Below are 19,365 nucleotides of genomic sequence, written 5' to 3'. Positions count from 1 at the left end.
TATGGGTATGAAATTTTTTAATCCTGTTACTCCGTCTTCTCGTGGGACTGTGTTAGTAAGTAAAGTTGGTTTATCAAAAGATGAGCCAGAAAAGTCTCTTACATCCGGTAAAAAGTCCAGTGGTGGAAGAAATAATCATGGTAGAATTACAACTCGTCATAGGGGTGGTGGTCACAAAAAGAAGTATAGAGTGATAGATTTTAAGCGTAATAGAAGTGGTCAAGGTATAGTTGAAAAAATAGAGTATGACCCAAATAGAAGTGGGTTTTTGGCGTTAATATCATATAAGGAAGATGATATTAAGTCTTATATATTAGCTCCTCAAGGTATGAAGCCAGGTGATGTTGTTACAGCTGGGAATGATGCTGATATTTTGCCAGGGAATTGTTTACTACTCAAGCATATACCTGTTGGTTCTTTCGTTCATAATGTTGAGCTGAAGCCAGGTAATGGTGCTGCGATTGCTAGAGCTGCTGGTTGTTATGCACAAATCGTTGGTCGTGATGGCCAATATGTTTTATTACGACTCAGGTCTGGTCAAATTAGGTTGATTTTATCTTCTTGCAAGGCTACTATTGGTGTAGTATCTAACCCTGACCATAAGAATAGAAAGTTGGGTAAAGCTGGGAGAAGTAGGTGGCTTGGGATTAGACCTACTGTACGTGGAGTTGCAATGAATCCGGTTGACCATCCTCATGGAGGCGGGGAAGGAAAAACCTCTGGTGGTCGTCATCCTGTTACTCCTTGGGGTGTTGCAACAAAAGGAAAGAAAACTCGAAGGAGAAATAAATCTAGTGATAAGTATATAAAACAATTGAAAGGTTAGTTTATGAGTAGATCTGCATGGAAGCCTCCTTTTTGTCATCCTTCTATATTAAAGTCGGTGAATAATGCTTTAAACAAGGGGTTTGTTAACATGGCTATAAAAGTTCATTCCAGGGCTTCTGTAATTCTTCCTAATTGTTTAGGTTTAAAGTTTGCTGTTTATAATGGTAAGGATTACATTCCTGTGAATGTTAATGATCAGAATATGATAGGTCATAAGTTTGGTGAGTTTTCACCCACTCGTAAATTTACTGGGCATAGTGGTGATAAAAAGGCGACAAGAAGGTAATTGATATGAAAAACAGAGATGTAATAGTTAAAGCTGGTTCTAGGGTTTTAAAATCAACTCCTCGTAAATTGAATTTGGTTGCTGGTTTAGTACGTAATAAAAAAGTTTCTTTTGCCACTGTGCAATTAAGATTTTGTGAAAAGAAAGCTGCAGGTCTTATAAGGAAGGTATTAAATTCTGCGATTGCTAATGCTCAAAATTATGGATTGGATATCGATAATTTATATATAAAAGAAATTTTAATAGGTAAGTCTCTTACTTTGCGTAGGGTATGTCCAAAAGCTATGGGTAGAGCTAATAGAGTTAGTAAACGTTATAGTAATATAACTGTAAAATTGGGGGAAATTATATGATTCATAAAAATAGAAAATTAATAAGGAAAGTGCAAAAATATGGGAAACGTTAATCCTAAAGGATTTAGGTTAAAAATAATTAATACTTGGTCATCTATTTGGTATGCTGAGAAGGGTTATAAACAAGGGTTGCATCAAGATTTATCTATTCGCAGTTATATAAATGAATCTTTTAAGCATGCTGGTGTTTCTAAAGTAATTATAGAGCGTACGATCGATTTGGTATCTGTAATAATACATTCTTCTAGACCTGGAGTGATAATAGGTAAGAAAGGCTCGGATATTGAGAAGATAAAGCAAAAGATAGCTGAAAAAGTAAAAAATAATGTGGAAGTGAATGTAGTAGGGGTTAAAAGGTCTGAAATAGATGCAGTTTTAATATCAAACAGCATTGCACAGCAGTTAGAAAAAAGGGTTTCATTTAGAAGAGCGATGAAAAAAGCTATTCAAAGTTGTTTGAGGATGGGTGCTAGAGGTATTAAAGTAAGTTGTTCTGGGCGCCTTGGCGGAGCTGAGATAGCTCGTACTGAGTGGTATAAAGAAGGCCGTTTGCCTTTGCATACTTTACGTGCTAATATAGATTATGCTTTTGCTGAAGCAAAAACTATATATGGCATCATAGGAGTTAAGGTCTGGGTTTATATTGGTAACTAATTAGGTATATTGAAATGTTTATTCCTAAAAAAAGTAAATATAAAAAAGTATTTAAAGGACGAATTAAGGGTAACACGAAAGGTGGTAGCACATTATCTTTTGGAGATTATGGTCTAAAGGCTATGGAAGCAGGTAGGATTCAATCTAAGCATATTGAAACTGCAAGGCGTGTAATATCTAGAACATTAAAACGCTCTGGTAAAGTGTGGATAAGAATTTTTCCTGATACCCCTGTTAGTAAAAAGCCGGCGGATGTGCGTATGGGTAAAGGGAAAGGTAGTGTTGAGTTTTGGGTATTTAAAGCTAAGCCCGGTAGAATGTTGTTTGAAATTAGCAGTGATGTTCCCATGCATTTAGCAAGATTGGCGCTTGAAAAGGCAACTGCTAAGCTTCCTATGAAGTGTAAATTTGTATCTAATCATAATTAAATGGAGTTGCAATGGATATAGCTGACATTGAATCGAGGTCCTCGCAAGAATTGCATGAAATTCTTGTGAATTTGAGAAAAGAGTTTGTTAATTTGGTTTTTCAAAAGAAGCTGGGCCAGTGCAACAATATTTCGCGTTTTAGCTTAATAAGAAAGAGCATAGCTCGTATTTTAACTACATTAAATAAAAGAAGAAGAGAGGAAAAGAATGCCTAAAAAGGTTTTTTGTGGTACTGTAACTAAGGCTAAGTGTGATAAGACTGTAAAGGTTTCGGTATTACAAGTGTATAAGGATGAGCTGTATAAAAAGGTTATAAAAAAATACAAGAAGTATACAGCACATGATGAGAATAATAGTTGTAAAGAAGGGGACAAGGTTTTAATACAAGAACACAAGCCTATTTCTACTACTAAAAAATGGGTTATTGTTAATAGCTCACATTGAATAGGATATTTATATGATTCAAAAAAATACATTGTTGGAAGTAGCTGATAATTCTGGCGCGCGTGCAGTGCTTTGTATTGGTTTATTGGGTGGTAGAAAGTCTGCATCTATAGGTGACACAGTTATTGTATCTACTAAATCTATTACTCCAAGAGGGAAAGTTGAGAAGGGAAAAGTATATAGAGCAGTTGTGGTGAGGGTGAAAAGCCCTATTAGAAAATCTGATGGTTCTGTAATTCGTTTTTCTAGCAATGCTGTAGTTTTGATTAACGATCAAGGTGAACCACTTGGCACTCGGGTGTTTGGTCCGGTAAAAAAGTTATCATCTGGTTCTTTTATGAAGATAATGTCATTAGCTGTTGAGGTTTTATAATGAGTGCTAAAATAAAAAGTGGTGACGACGTTATAGTTTTAACTGGTAAAGATAAGGGAAAAATTGGTAAGGTAATCAAAGTTATAGCACGTGATGCTAAAAAGAAAGTAATTGTTTCTGGAGTGAATGTGCATAAGAGACATACTAAACCAAAAGCTGGTAGTAGTGGTGGTATATTAAATAAAGAGTTAGCTATTGATATATCCAACGTTGCAACATTGGACCCTAAATATAAAACTCCAACTAGAGTGGGGTTTAAGGTTATAGACGGTAGAAAAGTGCGTTTTGCAAAAGTTTCTGGAGAAGTGATAGATTAGGTTGATATGTTTAAAGAATTGTATAAAGATAGCATAGTAAAGTCCTTGAAGGATAAGTTTAATTACGGCAATATAATGCAAGTGCCTAAACTTGTCAAGGTGTGTATCAATATGGGCGTTGGAGATGCTGCTACAGATAGTAAAGCAATAAATGAACCACTTGATAGCCTATATTTGATTGCTGGGCAGAAGCCTTTATCAACTTTTGCAAAAAAATCTATTTCTGGCTTCAAGATCAGAAAAGGTGCTACAGTAGGTTGCAAAGTAACTTTGCGTAGAGATAAAATGTATGAGTTTTTAGAAAGATTGATATATATTGCTTTGCCAAGGGAAAAAGATTTTAGAGGATTTAGTGTGAAGCAATTTGACGGTAATGGTAATTTTTCCTTTGGTATAAAGGAACATATCTCGTTTTTAGAAATAGACTATGATAAAATAAGTAAAATTAGAGGTATGGATATTAATATTATAACAAGTGCAGTTAGTGATAAGGAAGCAAAGGAATTATTACTGGCTCTTAAATTTCCTTTTTTTGATTAATTGAGAGGAGAAATATATGGCAAAAAAATCTATGATAGAAAGAAATCTTCGCAGAATAAAGTTGTGCGATCAATATAAAGAAAAAAGAGAAAAATTGAAATCTATAATAAATAATAAGAATTTGTCTATTGTAGAAAGGTTTACAGCTCAAAATAAATTAATTAAAAAATTGCCTAGAAATTCTTCTAAAACCAAAATTAGAAATAGGTGTGCTTTAACTGGGAGACCAAGAGGAGTATATAGAAAATTTGGTTTATGTAGAATTGTTTTGCGTGATTTATGTTCTTTTGGGCAAATTCCAGGAGTTACAAAGTCTAGTTGGTAAATATAATATAAGGAGTATATTGTGGCGTTATCTGATAGTATTGGTGATTTTTTAACAAGGATACGTAATGCTCAATTGGCAATGCATAGGGCAACAAGGGTACTATTTTCTAAGATGAATTCTTCTATATTGGAGATTTTAAAAGAGGAAGGGTATATCCTCGATTATGAAAAGCAAGTTGTAGATAATTTACCTTCTTTCATTGTAAAATTGAAGTATTATGAGAAGTCACCTGTAATTAGTGACATAGTTAGGGTGTCAAAGCCTGGTTGTCGTCGTTATTCTAAGTATAAGGACATTTCTAAAGCATATAATGGTCTTGGTATTTTTATTATATCGACACCCAAAGGAGTGATGACTGATTATAATGCACATAAGTTAAAGGTTGGTGGAGAAGTTTTGTGTCGTGTGTTTTAAATAATAGGAGAAATTCATGTCTCGTATAGGTGCTGCTCCTATCAATATTCCTGCTGGTGTTTCAGTTGAATATAATAATGGTAGTATGTTAATAAAGAGCGCTAAGGCTGAAAAGGAAGTTAGCTTGATCAGGGATGTTGTGTGTCAGATTATTGATAATCAGCTATTGCTTTCTGTTGATCAAGATAAAGATAATTATGATAAAATAAAGCCTATGTGGGGCACTTATAGGAGTAATATTAATAATATCATTAACGGCATGGTTGATGGTTTTTCTGTTAATCTTGAGATTAACGGTGTGGGATATAAGGCAGAGTGTGATGGTAAGTATTTGACTTTATATCTTGGTTATAGCCATAATGTTAAATATAAAGTGCCTAAAGATGTTGAGATTAAGTGCATAAAGCCAACTCACTTAGTAGTTAGTGGTATGGATAAGCAGAAGGTCTATATGGTGGCGTCTGATATATGCAAAATTAGAAAATATGATCCTTATAAAGGTAAGGGTGTTGTAATAAAAGGCAAATTTATGCTGCGTAAGGTTGTAAGTAAAAAGAAGTAATAAAAATGAAAAGATCGTATAATTTTTTAAGTAATTCTGAAAAAAGGAAGTTACGTAATAGAGCGAAGCTTGACAAGAGCGCTGAACGTTTACGTATATCCATATTTAAATCTAATAGGCATTTTTATGTCCAGTTAATTAATGATGTAAAAGGAATAACTCTCACTTCAGCTTCTACTTTGGATGCTAAAATTAAGGATGTATGTAAAGGGAAAGTCAACGCTGAAACTATAAAACAGGTTTCTTCTTTAATGGTTGAGCGTCTGTCTGGCATGAAATTAGAGCAGCAGCTTACGTTTGATCGTGGAGCGTATAAATACACAGGATTAGTTTCTCAATTTGCTGAGGCTTTAAGAAGTTCTGGATTTGAATTTTAGAAGGTTTTGAATATGGCTATAAAGAATTTACAAAATAATAATGATTTATCAGAGCTTTTAGTTTCGGTACGAAGAGTGACAACGGTTACCAAAGGTGGTAGAAGATTTTCATTTTCAATTTTGGTTGTTGTTGGCGATGAGAAGGGTAGGGTAGGGTGTGGAATAGGTAAGCACGTAGAAGTTGCTGAAGCAAGAGTCAAAGCTGTAAATGCTGCAAAGAAATCAATGATTAGAGTGTACTTGCGTGAAGGTAGAACTTTGCATCATGATATTAAAGCTAAATTTTGTTCTGGTGAGATAGTTTTAAGAACCGCAAGAGCCGGAACAGGTATTATTGCTGGTGGAGCGATTAGATCAGTTTTTGAGGTGTTAGGTATAAAGGATGTGGTAGCTAAATCCACTAGATCAAATAATCCTCATAACGTTATATGTGCGGTGTTTAAGGCTTTTGATAGTATGTTATCTCCTCGTCAGGTAGCAAGCAAAAGAGGCAAAAAGATTAGCGAGATAGTTGGAAACAGGTAAAGTATGAATAATGCTGTAAAATTAAACTCTATATTTACTAAATTATCTAAGAAAAAGAAGCCTAAGTTGCTGGGTAGAGGTATCGGTTGTGGTAAAGGTAAAACATCCGGTAGAGGGCATAAAGGGCAGAAGGCTAGAAGTGGAGTTTCTATAAATGGTTTTGAGGGTGGACAACAGTCTATATATACTCGTTTGCCTAAAAGAGGTTTTAAGCCTATACGTAGGAGCATATACTCTATAATTAATGTTGGCGATATACAGCGCTTAATGGAAGCTAAAAAAATAGTGAAAGACTCTGTTATAGATAAGGAGAGGCTGTATAAATTAGGTTTTATAAAGTCTATTAAGGATAAAATTAAACTTCTTAATAAAGGTAAGTTGAGCGAAAAATTTGTGTTTCATGTTGATTTTGCGTCAGAAGCTGCAAAAAAATCTGTAGCTTCAGTTGGTGGTAGTGTGGAAATACTATCGTAAGTCATGGGCAATAAATCAGCATTTAATAGCTTGGATCCTACGTTGTTATATAAAGGCGATTTATTAAAGCGTATATTTTTTACGCTAATAGCTTTAATTTGCTATCGCTTGGGTACTTATGTGCCTATTCCTGGAATTAATCTTGATGTAATTAATGATATATTTCCCAAAGATGGCTCAGGCGTTTTTGGAGTATTTAATTTATTTTCTGGTGGTGCATTGGCTAGAATGACAATTCTAGCATTGAACGTTATGCCATATATAATGGCTTCTATCATTATTCAGTTACTTTCTTCTGCGATTAAAGGAATGAAGGAAGTTAAGAATGATGGAGAGTCAGGCCGTAGAAAGATGAATTCTTATATACGCTATCTGACCATAGTAATTTGTGTATTTCAATCAATTCCAATTTTGGTTGGATTGGAAGGGATGAATAGGGAAGGGGTATTGGTTGTAATCGAACCTGGTGTTATGTTTCGTACAATAGGTGTTTTCAGCCTTTTAGGTGGAACTATGCTTTTAATATGGCTTGGTGAACGAATCAGCGCTAGCGGTATAGGCAATGGTATCTCATTAATCATTTTCACGGGTATAATATCAGAGTTACACAGCGCTTTGTCATCTTTGTTAACGTTAAATAAAAACGGTAGCGTATCGTTATTTATTATCCTTTTTGTTTTGGTATTGTTTTTTTTGCTGCTACTCTTAGTCATTTTTGTAGAGTCTTCTTATAGAAAGGTTATTGTTCAACATCCTAAAAAGCAATTTAAAAGATTACATAATGACGATTTTACTTATATTCCATTGAAGATTAATTTATCTGGTGTAGTACCAACCATTTTTGCTAATGCAATTTTATTGACACCTATTTCAATTGCAAATTTCTATAAGGGGCACGCTTTTTCTGATTTTATTTTGAATTACTTTATGGCAAATAAAGTAGTATATATTGTAGCCTATTTGGTGCTGATAGTATTTTTTAATTTTTTCTATACCAATTTTATATTTAATCCAGAGGAAAACGCAGATTTTCTTAAAAAAAATGGTGGTTTTATACCTGGTAGAAGGCCTGGGAAACATACTTCTGATTACCTTCAAGATATAGTTTTTAAGTTGACATTCATTGGCTCTGCGTATTTGGTAGTCATATGTACTGTACCTGAAGTTATGAGATATTATTATGATATACCATTTATTTTTGGTGGGACGAGCTTACTGATTATAGTGAACGTTATTACTGATACTATTATGCAAATACAATCTTATATTTTTTCAAATAGGTACGACAACTGGATAAAGAAATATGAGTCTAAAACGAGGAAAGTAAGATGATCATTACGATTTTTGGTCCTCCAGGTTCTGGTAAAGGTACTCAGTCAAGCTTGTTAATAGCAAAATATAATTTAAAATTAATTTCAGTAGGGGATTTATTAAGGAATATTATATCTAGCAGTAGTGAGTTAGGTAAAAAAATAAAGGGTACCGTGGAATCTGGTAATTTAATTCAAGATGAAATTATATGTGGATTATTACGTGACCAGCTTGCATTAGTGGATGATAATTGCTTATTAGATGGTTTTCCGAGAAATTTAAACCAGGCTCATTTTTTGACTCAAGTTTTGCAAGAAAAATATAATAGGGATGTTGACATTGTAGTTGAGCTGCAGCTTGACGATAATATTGCAATCGATAGGTTAAAAAATCGTCTCGCGTGTTTGGACTGTAAAAGCATATATAGTGTATCTTCTTTTAAGAGTACTACTTGTGCTAAATGTAAAAGTACGAGGTTAGAGAAAAGAATTGATGATGCTGATATGTCTGCAATTAATAAGAGAATAAGTGAATATCACCTTCAAATGAAAGGTTTACGCGAGTATTATAAAGGCAAATTATTAACAATTGACGCTAATTTGAGTGTTGATGAGGTAACGCAAGAGATTGAAAGTAAAATTTCTTGTAATTTGGTTTGACTCTGAGTTGTTTTATGGTATAAATTAAGAGTTGTTATTAATAAAGTATCGAGGTACCAGTGGCACGTATTGCAGGCATAAATATTCCAGTGAGGAAATGTGTTCCTTTTGCATTAACTTATATATATGGTATAGGTATTGCTACTGCGAATGTAATTTGTCACGCTTGCGAAGTTGATAAGCGCAAACGTGTTTCAGAATTACGAGATGAAGATATAGAAAAGATCAGCAGTTTCATTAGACAAAATTATGTTATAGAAGGTGAGCTCAGAAAAGAAGTGGCTATGAACATAAAATCTTTAGTGGAAATGGGATGCTATAGAGGGGTGAGACATAGAAAAGGTTTACCTGTGAGAGGGCAAAGGACTCATACTAATGCTAAGACTCGTAAAGGTAGATCTCGGTTGCCTATTGCTGGGAAAAAATAAAATTTATTATTATTGTGAGTTTTAATGAAAAAAGTCAAAACGGTTGGTAAGAGTAAGAAGGAGTTTATTACTGGTGTTGTCCATATTCGTGCAACTTTTAATAATACTTTTGTAAATGTAACTGATGTTCATGGTAATACGCTATGTCAAACTTCTGTGGGTGCATGTGGTTTTTCAGGTTCGAGAAAATCCACACCTTATGCTGCAGGTAAGGCTGCGGAGGCTGCTGCGAAGAATGCAATAGAGAGATTTGGTATGAAGGTTGTCTCTGTAATAATTCGTGGTCCTGGCTTTGGTACCGAAGCTGCGGTTAAAGCACTTCAGAGCTGTGGGTTGACTGTGACTTCAATTGCAGATAAAACCGCAATTCCTCATAATGGGTGCAGGTTAAGAAAAAAAAGAAGAGTATAGGATATTTGAAAAGGTTGTTTTATGTATTATAATAATGATGTTTCTCTCTGTAGCAATTTAGATAAATTGATTAAACCTAGTTCAGTTAAGGTAATATCAGATGATTCAAGTGAAAAAAGTGATATAGTGCTAGAACCGTTGGAAAGTGGTTTTGCTTTAACATTAGGTAATGCATTAAGACGTGTAATGTTATCTTCTCTTAAAGGTAGTGCTGTTTATGGAATAAAAATTGAAGGTGTAACTCATGAGTTCACTTCAATTCAAGGGGTGAGAGAAGACGTAACTGATATAGTATTAAATATGGGTATGTTGAGGTGTAAATTAAATGGTGCTTCTAATAAATGCTTAAATTTAAACGCTAAAGGGCCTTGCCAGGTATTAGCTGGGATGATAGAAACTGATGATCAATGCTCTATTGTTAATAAAGATTTGTTAATATGTACGCTGGGGCAAAATGTGGAGCTTAACATGACCATATATGTGGCTAGCGGAAAAGGTTATCTTCCTGTAACTAAATATAAAGAAAATGAACTTTTGAAGCTTATGAGTGAACAGGATTTAATTGGTTTTATTCCAGTTAATGCTTTGTATAGCCCTGTCAACAGGGTTTCGTACAGGGTAGAGAACAGTCGTGTTGGCCAAGTGACTGATAAGGATAAGCTGATATTGTCAATTGAAACTGATGGTACAATTTCTCCGAGTCAAGCTGTTGACTCTGCTGCAAGAATATTACAGGAGCAACTTCAGCCCTTTATTAGTTCTGATGTAAGTTATAAAAAATCGCAGGTTTCTTCGTCTAGTGGTGCTAAAGATTTGGGTTATGACCCTGTCTTATTGCGTAAGGTAGATGAAATGGAATTATCTGTCAGGTCTCATAACTGTCTGAAAAACGAAAACATCACTTATATAGGTGATCTTGTGCAAAAGACAGAAGGTGAAATGTTAAGAACTGCTAATTTTGGCAGAAAGTCTTTGAATGAGATTAAGGCAGTTTTGACTAATTTTGGCTTGTCTTTGGGTATGAATGTGCTAAACTGGCCACCTAAGGATATAGATGAGTTGGCTAAACAACATACTGATGAAGATTAGGTGATATATGAAACATGGAATAAAAAAACGTAAACTATCTCGTTGTACTGAACATAGATTATCGACGTTAAAGAATCTATCTATCTCATTAATTAACCATGAGCAGATTGTAACTACTTTACCGAAAGCTAAGGAACTTCGTCCATATGTCGAAAAGTTTATTACAATTGCTAAGAATAAGAATACTTTACATGGTAGAAGACTTTTGCTTTCACGCCTTCATAATAGTAAGTTAGCAGTTGATAAGTTATTAAACGTCTTAGCCAGCCGTTATCAAGATCGTAAAGGTGGGTATTCTAGAATAATAAAATTTAGCACTCGAAAGGGTGATTGCGCTTCAATGGCAGTGATAGAACTGGTTGATAGGGATATTGCAGCAAGAGGTAAGGTTTATAGTAAAAATAAAGAAGGAGGCAAAGTAGTTACACAAAGTTAATTGTTATCATAATTGTTCTTCTTGTGGTAAGTAGGTTACGCTACTTTGTAGGTTACTTTGGCGAGTTATTAGTTTTAGTATATTTAAAACTGAAATGGTATAATGTTATAAAACGCCGTTACCGTTGTAAGTTCGGTGAAATTGACTTAATTGTATCTAAAAAAAAGGAGCTGATTTTTATAGAAGTTAAAACAAGTTTACTTGGAAAAGAAATACCGATATCTCATCTTCAATGTCAGTCTATTATAAATTCTTCTAAGTATTTCTTAAGTAAAAACCTTAGTTTTTTAGATTATTCAGTCAGATATGATTTATATTTTCTTTCCTTAAAGAGAAGACCTGTTTATATAAAAAATGCTTGGATTGAAGAATGAAAGATTTGTAGCTGAATTAATTTAGATTTACTGGATTTAATATGAAAAAGACCCAATACAATAATTTAGTTTCATCTTACGCTAGAGTGCTATTTCATGTCTCAGGAAGCAGGTTAGGTATTATAAGGAAAGAAGTAGAATTTTTGTTGGCTTTTTTTAAGGATCAACGTGATGTTTTTGTGTACCTATCTCATCCTATGATTTCTTTTGCACACAAAAAAGAAGTGATGCTTTCTATAAATGAGCACTTGAGTGAGAATTTAGTAAAATTTATTATGGTTATATTTGCAAATAAACGCTCTAGTTTATTGATCCTTATATTAGAAAAATTCTTAAGTCTTGCAAGAGAAAATGAAAATGAATTCGAAATTACTATAAAGTCAGCAGAAACTTTAAAGGAATCTGATATAAAAATAATTACTGAATCTTTGAGCTTTCTTGGTAAAATAATAAAAGTAAGCAATGTGGTTGACCCTTCTATACTAGGTGGCTTCGTAGTTAGGTGTGGTTTTAATTTGATCGATGCTTCGCTAAAAAGTTACTTGGATAGGTTAGTTGACTTAAGTAAAATGGAAATATTAAAAGTAAGGAATTTTGTATGAAGAACAGTATGAATGTTTCTGAGATAGCAAGTATAATAAGAGAAAAGGTTGAGACGTTTGATAATCCTATAAAGCGGGAAAATATAGGTGAAGTAATTTCAGTAACAGATGGTATCGCATTGGTTTATGGGCTGGAAAAAGCAAAATTCGGTGAAAAGGTATTTTTTGCAAGTGGTGTAGAAGGAATAGTTCTCGATTTAGATCATGATACGGCTGGAATAGTTGTGCTTGGTAATGACCGTGATGTGAAAGAAGGGGACGTTGTAAAATGTAGTGGTGATGTTGTGCAGGTGCCTGTAGGGCATGAATTGTTAGGGAGAGTTGTAAATGCGTTGGGCCATCCTATGGACGACGGTGGGGAAATTAGAGCCAAAAACAGAATGGATATAGAATCTAAAGCGCCAGGCATTATTGATCGTAAGTCTGTGCATGAGCCACTGCAAACAGGAATTAAAATTATAGATTTGCTAATTCCAATAGGTAGAGGGCAGCGTGAATTAATTATTGGTGATAGACAAATTGGTAAAACTACTATTGCGCTTGATACTATTATCAATCAGAAGAAGATTAACGATGAGGTAAACGAAAATCAAAAAGTTTACTGTGTTTATGTTGCTATTGGGCAAAAAATTTCAACAGTAGCAAAAGTGGTAAATAAGCTGAAAGAAAGCGGAGCATTAGAGTATACAACTGTAGTTGTGGCTAGTGCATCTGACTGCGCGCCTATGCAATTTTTAGCACCTTATGCTGGTTGCACTATTGGGGAATTTTTCCGTGACAATGGAATGCATTGTTTGATTATATATGATGATTTATCTAAGCATGCTGTGGCATATAGGCAGATGTCTTTATTGCTCAGACGTCCTCCTGGTCGTGAAGCTTACCCTGGAGATATATTCTATGTACATTCTCGCTTGCTTGAAAGAGCTGCTAAAATGTCTGATAAAAAAGGGCAGGGTTCTTTAACTGCTTTGCCAATTGTCGAAACTCAAGCTGGTGATGTATCTGCATATGTGCCAACAAATGTTATTTCAATTACCGATGGGCAGATCTTTCTTGAGTCTGAATTATTTTATAAAGGATTTCGACCTGCAGTAAATATAGGTTTGTCAGTTTCACGGGTTGGTTCTGCTGCACAACTAAAGTCTGTGAAGAAAGTTGCTGGTTCTATAAAGCTAAGCTTAGCTCAGTATAGAGAATTAGAAGATTTTGCAAAATTTGGTTCTGATCTTGATGCTAGTGTTCAATTATCCTTGAATAAGGGTAAATATCTTGTCGAGTTATTAAAGCAAAAACAACATTTACCTATGTCAATAGAAGAGCAAGTAGTGCTGATGTATATTTTTTCTAACCTATATAATCAGTTAAGTAAAATACAAATAAGTTACATTAATAAATTTGAACATGATCTTATTAATTATTTTCATACTGTACACCCTGGGGTTTTAAAAAAGTTGTCAAATGACATGAGTGATGATATAAAAGGTGATATTTTTAACATTGTGAGTAATTTCGTTACTCAATTTAATTGCGTTTAGGTGGTGATTATGGCTTCATCCATTATTAATAAATTTCCTATGACGAGGGAAGGTTTTGAGAATATGCAAGCCGAACTTGAAAAATTAAAGGAAGAAAAACCTTCTGTGATACAGGCTATTTCTGATGCTCGTGATCAAGGTGATTTGTCTGAAAACGCAGAGTATCATGCAGCACGGGAAAGGTTAGGTTTTATTGAAGGCCGTATAATGGAGATAGAAAGTAAGCTCTCACATGCGGAAGTAATAGAAGTAAAAAATTTGTCTGGTGATTCAGTAATGTTTGGTGCAATTGTGACATTAAGCATGTTAAGTGATAATAACGGTGAAGTGGAATATGTTTATAAGGTTGTAGGCGAATATGAAGCTGATGTTTCAAAGCAGTTAATATCTACTAGTTCACCACTTGGGAGTGCCTTAATCGGCAAAAAAGTCGGTGAATATGTGGAAGTGACAGTGCCAAATGGAGAGAAATTGTATAAAATAGTTAAGATTGAATTTAAGTAAATTATTATGGTACAGGCCACTTATGCTTCAATGAGTCTACCAGGTATTTCTTCTGTGGAAGATGTATTAGAGGATGCTCGTTCCGGTAAATTATTCATTTTAGTTGATGATGAAAATAGAGAAAATGAAGGCGATTTGATTGTCTTAGCTGAGAAAATAAAGCCGGAACATATGGCTTTTATGGTTAGGTACGGTACAGGGGTTGTTTGCTTAGCAATGACTAAATTTCACATGAAAAGGTTGGGCCTTAATTTCATGGAAAAGAAAAATATTGGTGAAAATCATACCGCATTTACTACATCAATTGATGCACGTTATGGCATTACAACCGGTGTTTCAGCAGAGGATAGAACGAAAACTATACATGCTGCTATCAACAAGGATGGTACTCAGGATGACATCATAACTCCAGGTCATGTTTTTCCTGTAATTGCACATAAAGGTGGGGTGGCACAACGTGCTGGTCATACTGAAGCGAGTGTTGAAATGGCGAAGTTAGTAGGGTTTGATCATTCAGCAGTTATTTGTGAATTAGTGAATGATGATGGCTCTATGATGCGCTTACCTCAGTTACTTAAATTTGCTGAACAACATAAAATTAAGTTAACTACCATCGACAAACTTATCAGTTACGTTAAAAATTTAAACTAGCGTTTATAAATTTGTATAATTTAAGTGTTAAAATATAGAATTTCTATAAATTATACAAGCACAGAATTTTCATGTTTAGAGTTGCTAAGTTTTTGACCTTATTGTTCTTTTTTGCATATTGTAATAATGCTTACTCTATTAACATTATTAGAGATAGTGAAGTGGAAGCAATAGTGAAAGAGCTAGCGCAACCTTTATTTTCTGCTGCGGATATTGATCATGAGCAAATAAAAGTTTTTATAATTAATGACAATTCGATTAATGCTTTTGTAATTAACAATAACAGTATTTTCATTCATTTAGGACTTTTACAATATTCGGCTAAACCTTATGTCCTGCTTGGTATATTAGCACATGAGATTGCTCACATATCTGCTGGTCATATATTGCAAATGAGTAGTGCTATGGGTTATTTTCAATCGATAGCAATGATTAGTTATATGGTAGGATTAGTTTCTAGTATTATCATTAACCCTCAGGTTGCTGGTGCAATTTTGCTTAGTGGTGTAGCGTTTAGTTCAAGGCTATTTTTTAACTATTCTCAAGAGCAAGAAAGTGTAGCAGATAGCTATGCTTTAAGGTATCTTGATGAATCTGGCTATGATAATTCAGGTATGAAAGAGATTTTTGATTATTTTAAAAGTATTGAGCATGAGAACACCGAGGAATATTTCCGCACTCACCCACTTAGTGAGAAACGTATATTTGCTGTACAAAATTATAAGGTTAAAAACAACGTAAAACCAATTTTTGCGGATAAGTTACTAAAGTTTGAGCGTGTGGTTGCCAAGCTAGACTCTTTCTTTGCTCCTATTCATGTGTTATCTAATAAATATGAAAATAATTCTGAGTATGTAAATGCTATAGTTTGCTATAGGCAAGGAAAGATAGAAGAGGCTATTGCTAAAATGAATTCATTGATTCAAGAGTCACGCAATGACCCATACCTATATGAATTAAAAGCAGAAATGCTATACAAAGCTGGAAACTTAAGTGAAGCAATAAAAATGTATGAAGAATCGCTTAGGTATTTATCTGAGAAAAACAGTTATTTAGTGAAACTTGCATTATCTCATACTTTATTATTACACGGTGATGCAAAAAAGGCGATTTTTTACCTGGAGCAGATTTTGAATGTAGAACCAAATAACGCTTTTGTCTGGAAATATTTAAGCATTGCATATAAATGTGACGCTGATACGGCAATGCATTATTTTGCTTTGACAAAAAAGGCTTGTATTGAAGGTAATTCAAAGCAATTTATGAAATACGCTGAGTTAGCTGTTAAAACTCTACCAAAGAATAGCCCTTACTTGTTGCAAATTGAAGATATGAAGCAATTTAATGGGTAACAAAAAAGCATTTCTGCACTTTTTGGGTTATTTTTGTCCACACTTTTCCAACATAGTTTTTGCTTCATCGCTTACGTTGGGCATAATTTTCGTTATGATAGTTTTAGCGCCAAAAAATACAGCACAAAACACGCCTAGAGCAAAAAGAGCAGGCCAAGGCATCCTGCCAAATATTGCAAGCAAAGCTGCACCAATTATTACTACCGTCATAAGTGGACCGCCTATCCCCCAAACATAACCAATAATATTGCATATTACTTTAGTTGTGTCATCCATATCAACACCAGGGTTATCTGCATAACCTGAGAAAGAGAAAAGCAATACTACACAAAAAATACCAAAAAATTCTATTATAGAGCTCATTTTTTTGCCTCTAAATAATAAATTAACGTAAACGTAAACCTAAACCTACACCTACACATATTTTTATTTTAAAGTAAAAATTATAATTTGTCCATACATAAGTGTTGCTACATAAATAACCCACCATTAATGTTAAGCACATGCCCTGTTATATATTTTGCTTCATCGCTTGCTAAAAATAAGACCCCTGCTGCTATTTCTTCCCCTGTTCCCATTCTTTTCATTGGAATATTATCTAATATTTTTCCCTTTTGTCCTTCATTTAAAACTTCAGTCATTTTAGTATCTATAAACCCAGGAGCAATACAATTTACTGTTATATTACGACTTGCAACTTCTTTTGCTATAGATTTGCTCATAGCTATTATTCCAGCTTTAGACGCCGCATAATTTGCTTGCCCGGCGTTTCCTGTTAGCCCTATTATTGAGGAAATATTTATAATTCTTCCCCAATTATTCTTAATTAGTTTCCTGCATGCTTCTCTACTCAGCTTAAATGTAGAACTCAAGTTAATATCAATTACTTTTTGCCATGTTTCATCTGTCATTCTCAATAATAAACTGTCTTGCGTAATGCCCGCGTTGCATACAAGCCCGTCAAAGCCTTCCATCAACTCACTTGCTCTGTTTACTAGTTGATTTACTTCCTCAGCATTTGATAAATCACAAGGGAGTACGTGCATATTTTTTTCATATTGTTTAGCAACTTCTTCGAGCACTTCTTTTTTTGTGCCAGAAATACATAAAGTTGCTCCGGCTTTGTGCATAATTTTTACAATTGCTTGCCCTATTCCGCCTGATGCGCCAGTAATCAGGAACTTTCTGCTTTCCAATTTAAGCATAATAACTTTATATTATCTTAATTCCTAACAGAATATTGACTGGTTGGCAATAGATTTCTTACATAATATAAGTAACTCAGATATTCACAAAATAAAGAAAAAGTTATAATAAAGTTAAACGTCAAAAAATTTTAAAAACATAGTTGATGCAGGAATTGTTACTAAATAGTTTATTCTGGTGCTCTACAGTCTAAATGGAATGCTTAAATTATAGATTCTTTGTTTTTGTGTGTTATCTTGAGTTAACACAAATTCACAGTAGTATTATGATAAGTAAGTTAAAAAAGCTTAGCGCTGGATTTTCTTTGACAGGCTTGATTGGCCATGGTGATAATATAAATATGCAAGGAGCAAAAAATAAAAAGAAGAAGTACCCAAAATTTTTGGATAAGACGTTTGCATTGATTGATGCAGTGATAAATTTTATTTTAAAACGCGAAAGTAATAACGTAAATGAAGTCCTGAAAGTAACATGGGGACCACTATTTTTTGGTCTGGTAGTAATACTCATCTTTTTTGGGATAGGTGGTATTTGGTCGGCTATAGCTCCAATTGACGGTGCGGTGCATGCAAGTGGAGAAGTTATTGTATCTTCAAATAGAAAAATAGTTCAACACTTGGGCGGAGGAATAATAAGCAAAATTTTAGTAAAAGAGAGCCAAGCAGTTAAAAAAGATGAGCCTCTAGTTTTGTTGAGTGATGTTAACGAGAAGGCGAATTTAAGTATTATCAAAGAGAAGCTCTTATCATTTTTAGCAACAGAAGCAAGGCTTCTTGCAATCAGAGTAGATTTGGACACGCTCGAGTTTCCTGATGAGGTTAAAAAATTATCTAACGATGAGCTTGTAAATAAAGTGATAAAGAATCAAGTAAAATTGTTTAACTCTCAGAGAAAGAGCATATTGGGAAAAACGGACATACTGCAGCAACGTATAAAACAGTTAAATGATGAATTAGCGGGGCTAAACTTTCAACTAAATGCAGCTCATAAGCAATATGACTTGATAACTGAGGAGTTGGAAACAAAAAGACAATTACTTGATAGTGGCCATATAAGCAAACCACACATTTTAGCTTTAGAAAAACAGTTTGCTGAAATTGAAGGCAGAGTTGGACATTACCGTTCTGCAATATCTCAAGTGCAGCAAAAAATTGGAGAGAACGAATTAGAAATTATAAACGTAAAAAATGATTCTCAAGAAAGAGCAAACGCTGAACTTAAGGAAGTTAGTACGTCTATTGCAGACTTGAAAGAGAGGCTGATGGTTGCTGAAGATTCATTAGCACGTACAATAATTAAATCGCCTCAAGATGGGATAGTCACAGATATAAGATACCATACTGAAGGTGGTGTTATACAATCTGGAGTTCCGATCATGAGCGTAGTGCCATCGGATGATGACCTAATAATAGATGCTAAAATTCAGACCAGAAACATAGAAGAGGTACTGTCGGCACAAAAGAAAGATAGCAACATAGTCTCTATTGATGGGCTAGAAGGGCTAAAGGTTAAAGTCCGGTTAAGTGCTTACAGTGCACGTCGTTTAAGTTTAATTAGTGGTATAGTAAGCCATATTTCTCCTGATGCTCTTGATGATCCAAGACTAGGGCGTTATTATTCAGTGCGCGTAGTGATACCAAAGTCAGAGCTTGCTCAGTTTAAAAATGTATACCTATACCCTGGTATGCCAGCAGAAGTGTACATAGTTACTCAATCTCGTACTCTTTTATCATTCTTGTTTACGCCTATAATTGCAACAGTCGATAGGTCTTTTATAGAAAGGTAGCTCACTCGTTAAAGTAGTAGTGAAAGTGCCGTAATAAAATTTAGGTACATAATTAGACAATAGGCTTCTTGACCTTACCCAGAAAAAGTGGAGAGAAAGAAAGGAGTTTTTTCGG

The 19,365-nt window shown here is 34.2% G+C and carries 31 protein-coding genes; 29 read left to right on the top strand and 2 right to left on the bottom strand.

Features of this window, described 5'->3' with window-relative positions:
* Nucleotide 1: 1 nt before the first annotated feature.
* The 28 genes from rplB (at nt 2) to DEF52_RS00500 (ending at nt 16,258) form a co-directional block, all read left to right on the top strand.
* Nucleotides 2-826 (top strand): 50S ribosomal protein L2, encoded by an 825-nt coding sequence (gene rplB, locus DEF52_RS00635; RefSeq protein ID WP_015589143.1) that lies wholly within the window; start codon nt 2-4, stop codon nt 824-826.
* A 3-nt stretch (nt 827-829) separates the two neighbouring features.
* Entirely contained in the window at nt 830-1,114 is a 285-nt protein-coding gene (gene rpsS, locus DEF52_RS00630; protein WP_006279181.1) for a 30S ribosomal protein S19, read from the top strand.
* A 5-nt stretch (nt 1,115-1,119) separates the two neighbouring features.
* Nucleotides 1,120-1,467 (top strand): 50S ribosomal protein L22, encoded by a 348-nt coding sequence (gene rplV / locus DEF52_RS00625; RefSeq protein ID WP_007549821.1) that lies wholly within the window; start codon nt 1,120-1,122, stop codon nt 1,465-1,467.
* Between the two features lie 39 nt (nt 1,468-1,506).
* On the top strand, nt 1,507-2,121 hold the full coding sequence (rpsC, locus tag DEF52_RS00620; RefSeq protein WP_010962753.1) for a 30S ribosomal protein S3: 615 nt from the start codon (nt 1,507-1,509) through the stop codon (nt 2,119-2,121).
* Between the two features lie 14 nt (nt 2,122-2,135).
* Nucleotides 2,136-2,549, top strand: coding sequence for a 50S ribosomal protein L16 (gene rplP / locus DEF52_RS00615; RefSeq protein ID WP_010962752.1), 414 nt, complete (start codon nt 2,136-2,138; stop codon nt 2,547-2,549).
* 11 nt (nt 2,550-2,560) lie between these two features.
* Nucleotides 2,561-2,764: a 50S ribosomal protein L29 gene (rpmC, locus tag DEF52_RS00610; RefSeq protein ID WP_006279350.1), complete on the top strand. Its 204-nt coding sequence runs from the start codon at nt 2,561-2,563 to the stop codon at nt 2,762-2,764.
* Nucleotides 2,757-2,993, top strand: a complete 237-nt coding sequence (gene rpsQ / locus DEF52_RS00605; RefSeq protein ID WP_007549925.1) for a 30S ribosomal protein S17 — start codon at nt 2,757-2,759, stop codon at nt 2,991-2,993. The genes rpmC and rpsQ overlap by 8 nt, the downstream gene beginning before the upstream one ends.
* A 13-nt stretch (nt 2,994-3,006) precedes the next feature.
* Nucleotides 3,007-3,366, top strand: a complete 360-nt coding sequence (gene rplN, locus DEF52_RS00600; protein WP_006279348.1) for a 50S ribosomal protein L14 — start codon at nt 3,007-3,009, stop codon at nt 3,364-3,366.
* Nucleotides 3,366-3,683, top strand: coding sequence for a 50S ribosomal protein L24 (rplX, locus tag DEF52_RS00595; protein WP_006279347.1), 318 nt, complete (start codon nt 3,366-3,368; stop codon nt 3,681-3,683). The genes rplN and rplX overlap by 1 nt, the downstream gene beginning before the upstream one ends.
* 6 nt (nt 3,684-3,689) lie before the next feature.
* Nucleotides 3,690-4,223 carry a 50S ribosomal protein L5 gene (rplE, locus tag DEF52_RS00590; protein WP_010962750.1) on the top strand — a complete coding sequence of 178 codons (534 nt, stop codon included), beginning with the start codon at nt 3,690-3,692 and terminating at the stop codon, nt 4,221-4,223.
* Between the two features lie 16 nt (nt 4,224-4,239).
* On the top strand, nt 4,240-4,548 hold the full coding sequence (gene rpsN / locus DEF52_RS00585; protein ID WP_006279345.1) for a 30S ribosomal protein S14: 309 nt from the start codon (nt 4,240-4,242) through the stop codon (nt 4,546-4,548).
* A 21-nt stretch (nt 4,549-4,569) separates the two neighbouring features.
* A complete protein-coding gene (gene rpsH, locus DEF52_RS00580; RefSeq protein ID WP_007551150.1) occupies nt 4,570-4,965 on the top strand; it encodes a 30S ribosomal protein S8 in 396 nt (131 codons plus the stop codon).
* A gap of 16 nt (nt 4,966-4,981) precedes the next feature.
* Nucleotides 4,982-5,527, top strand: coding sequence for a 50S ribosomal protein L6 (rplF, locus tag DEF52_RS00575; protein WP_007551152.1), 546 nt, complete (start codon nt 4,982-4,984; stop codon nt 5,525-5,527).
* A 5-nt stretch (nt 5,528-5,532) separates the two neighbouring features.
* Nucleotides 5,533-5,904 carry a 50S ribosomal protein L18 gene (gene rplR / locus DEF52_RS00570; protein WP_006279867.1) on the top strand — a complete coding sequence of 124 codons (372 nt, stop codon included), beginning with the start codon at nt 5,533-5,535 and terminating at the stop codon, nt 5,902-5,904.
* A gap of 12 nt (nt 5,905-5,916) precedes the next feature.
* Nucleotides 5,917-6,429, top strand: a complete 513-nt coding sequence (gene rpsE, locus DEF52_RS00565) for a 30S ribosomal protein S5 (RefSeq protein ID WP_151807571.1) — start codon at nt 5,917-5,919, stop codon at nt 6,427-6,429.
* Between the two features lie 3 nt (nt 6,430-6,432).
* Nucleotides 6,433-6,903 (top strand): 50S ribosomal protein L15, encoded by a 471-nt coding sequence (gene rplO / locus DEF52_RS00560; RefSeq protein ID WP_006279863.1) that lies wholly within the window; start codon nt 6,433-6,435, stop codon nt 6,901-6,903.
* A 3-nt stretch (nt 6,904-6,906) separates the two neighbouring features.
* Nucleotides 6,907-8,235 (top strand): preprotein translocase subunit SecY, encoded by a 1,329-nt coding sequence (gene secY, locus DEF52_RS00555; protein ID WP_010962747.1) that lies wholly within the window; start codon nt 6,907-6,909, stop codon nt 8,233-8,235.
* On the top strand, nt 8,232-8,873 hold the full coding sequence (locus DEF52_RS00550; RefSeq protein ID WP_007550178.1) for an adenylate kinase family protein: 642 nt from the start codon (nt 8,232-8,234) through the stop codon (nt 8,871-8,873). The genes secY and DEF52_RS00550 overlap by 4 nt, the downstream gene beginning before the upstream one ends.
* A gap of 59 nt (nt 8,874-8,932) precedes the next feature.
* On the top strand, nt 8,933-9,301 hold the full coding sequence (gene rpsM, locus DEF52_RS00545; RefSeq protein ID WP_007550179.1) for a 30S ribosomal protein S13: 369 nt from the start codon (nt 8,933-8,935) through the stop codon (nt 9,299-9,301).
* 24 nt (nt 9,302-9,325) lie between these two features.
* Complete coding sequence (gene rpsK, locus DEF52_RS00540; protein WP_012673179.1) at nt 9,326-9,712, top strand: 30S ribosomal protein S11; 387 nt, start codon at nt 9,326-9,328, stop codon at nt 9,710-9,712.
* 21 nt (nt 9,713-9,733) lie between these two features.
* Complete coding sequence (locus tag DEF52_RS00535) at nt 9,734-10,801, top strand: DNA-directed RNA polymerase subunit alpha (protein WP_012673178.1); 1,068 nt, start codon at nt 9,734-9,736, stop codon at nt 10,799-10,801.
* A 7-nt stretch (nt 10,802-10,808) separates the two neighbouring features.
* Complete coding sequence (rplQ, locus tag DEF52_RS00530) at nt 10,809-11,237, top strand: 50S ribosomal protein L17 (RefSeq protein WP_007550873.1); 429 nt, start codon at nt 10,809-10,811, stop codon at nt 11,235-11,237.
* A 23-nt stretch (nt 11,238-11,260) separates the two neighbouring features.
* On the top strand, nt 11,261-11,611 hold the full coding sequence (locus tag DEF52_RS00525) for a YraN family protein (protein WP_012673177.1): 351 nt from the start codon (nt 11,261-11,263) through the stop codon (nt 11,609-11,611).
* Between the two features lie 41 nt (nt 11,612-11,652).
* A complete protein-coding gene (gene atpH / locus DEF52_RS00520; protein ID WP_151807570.1) occupies nt 11,653-12,213 on the top strand; it encodes an ATP synthase F1 subunit delta in 561 nt (186 codons plus the stop codon).
* Nucleotides 12,210-13,751 carry a F0F1 ATP synthase subunit alpha gene (gene atpA / locus DEF52_RS00515; RefSeq protein ID WP_012673176.1) on the top strand — a complete coding sequence of 514 codons (1,542 nt, stop codon included), beginning with the start codon at nt 12,210-12,212 and terminating at the stop codon, nt 13,749-13,751. Before atpH ends, atpA begins: the two co-directional genes overlap by 4 nt.
* Nucleotides 13,752-13,760: 9 nt before the next feature.
* Nucleotides 13,761-14,255 carry a transcription elongation factor GreA gene (greA, locus tag DEF52_RS00510; RefSeq protein ID WP_151807569.1) on the top strand — a complete coding sequence of 165 codons (495 nt, stop codon included), beginning with the start codon at nt 13,761-13,763 and terminating at the stop codon, nt 14,253-14,255.
* Nucleotides 14,256-14,261: 6 nt separating this feature from the next.
* Nucleotides 14,262-14,906, top strand: a complete 645-nt coding sequence (gene ribB, locus DEF52_RS00505) for a 3,4-dihydroxy-2-butanone-4-phosphate synthase (RefSeq protein WP_007549343.1) — start codon at nt 14,262-14,264, stop codon at nt 14,904-14,906.
* A 71-nt stretch (nt 14,907-14,977) separates the two neighbouring features.
* Complete coding sequence (locus tag DEF52_RS00500; RefSeq protein WP_151807568.1) at nt 14,978-16,258, top strand: M48 family metalloprotease; 1,281 nt, start codon at nt 14,978-14,980, stop codon at nt 16,256-16,258.
* Nucleotides 16,259-16,285: 27 nt separating this feature from the next.
* Here the strand turns inward: DEF52_RS00500 and DEF52_RS00495 are convergent, their stop codons facing one another.
* Nucleotides 16,286-16,621 carry a TrbC/VirB2 family protein gene (locus tag DEF52_RS00495; protein ID WP_151807567.1) on the bottom strand — a complete coding sequence of 112 codons (336 nt, stop codon included), beginning with the start codon at nt 16,619-16,621 and terminating at the stop codon, nt 16,286-16,288.
* Between the two features lie 107 nt (nt 16,622-16,728).
* A complete protein-coding gene (gene fabG / locus DEF52_RS00490) occupies nt 16,729-17,463 on the bottom strand; it encodes a 3-oxoacyl-[acyl-carrier-protein] reductase (RefSeq protein ID WP_151807566.1) in 735 nt (244 codons plus the stop codon).
* 266 nt (nt 17,464-17,729) lie between these two features.
* Here fabG and DEF52_RS00485 point away from each other — a divergent pair, with 266 nt between their 5' ends.
* Nucleotides 17,730-19,250, top strand: a complete 1,521-nt coding sequence (locus DEF52_RS00485) for an HlyD family type I secretion periplasmic adaptor subunit (RefSeq protein WP_179951351.1) — start codon at nt 17,730-17,732, stop codon at nt 19,248-19,250.
* Nucleotides 19,251-19,365 lie beyond the last annotated feature (115 nt).

Source organism: Wolbachia endosymbiont of Nasonia oneida (genome assembly GCF_009012935.1).
GTDB lineage: Bacteria > Pseudomonadota > Alphaproteobacteria > Rickettsiales > Anaplasmataceae > Wolbachia > Wolbachia pipientis.
The sequence above is the reverse complement of the archived record's forward strand: the minus strand, read 5'-3'. Positions and strand labels throughout refer to the sequence as shown.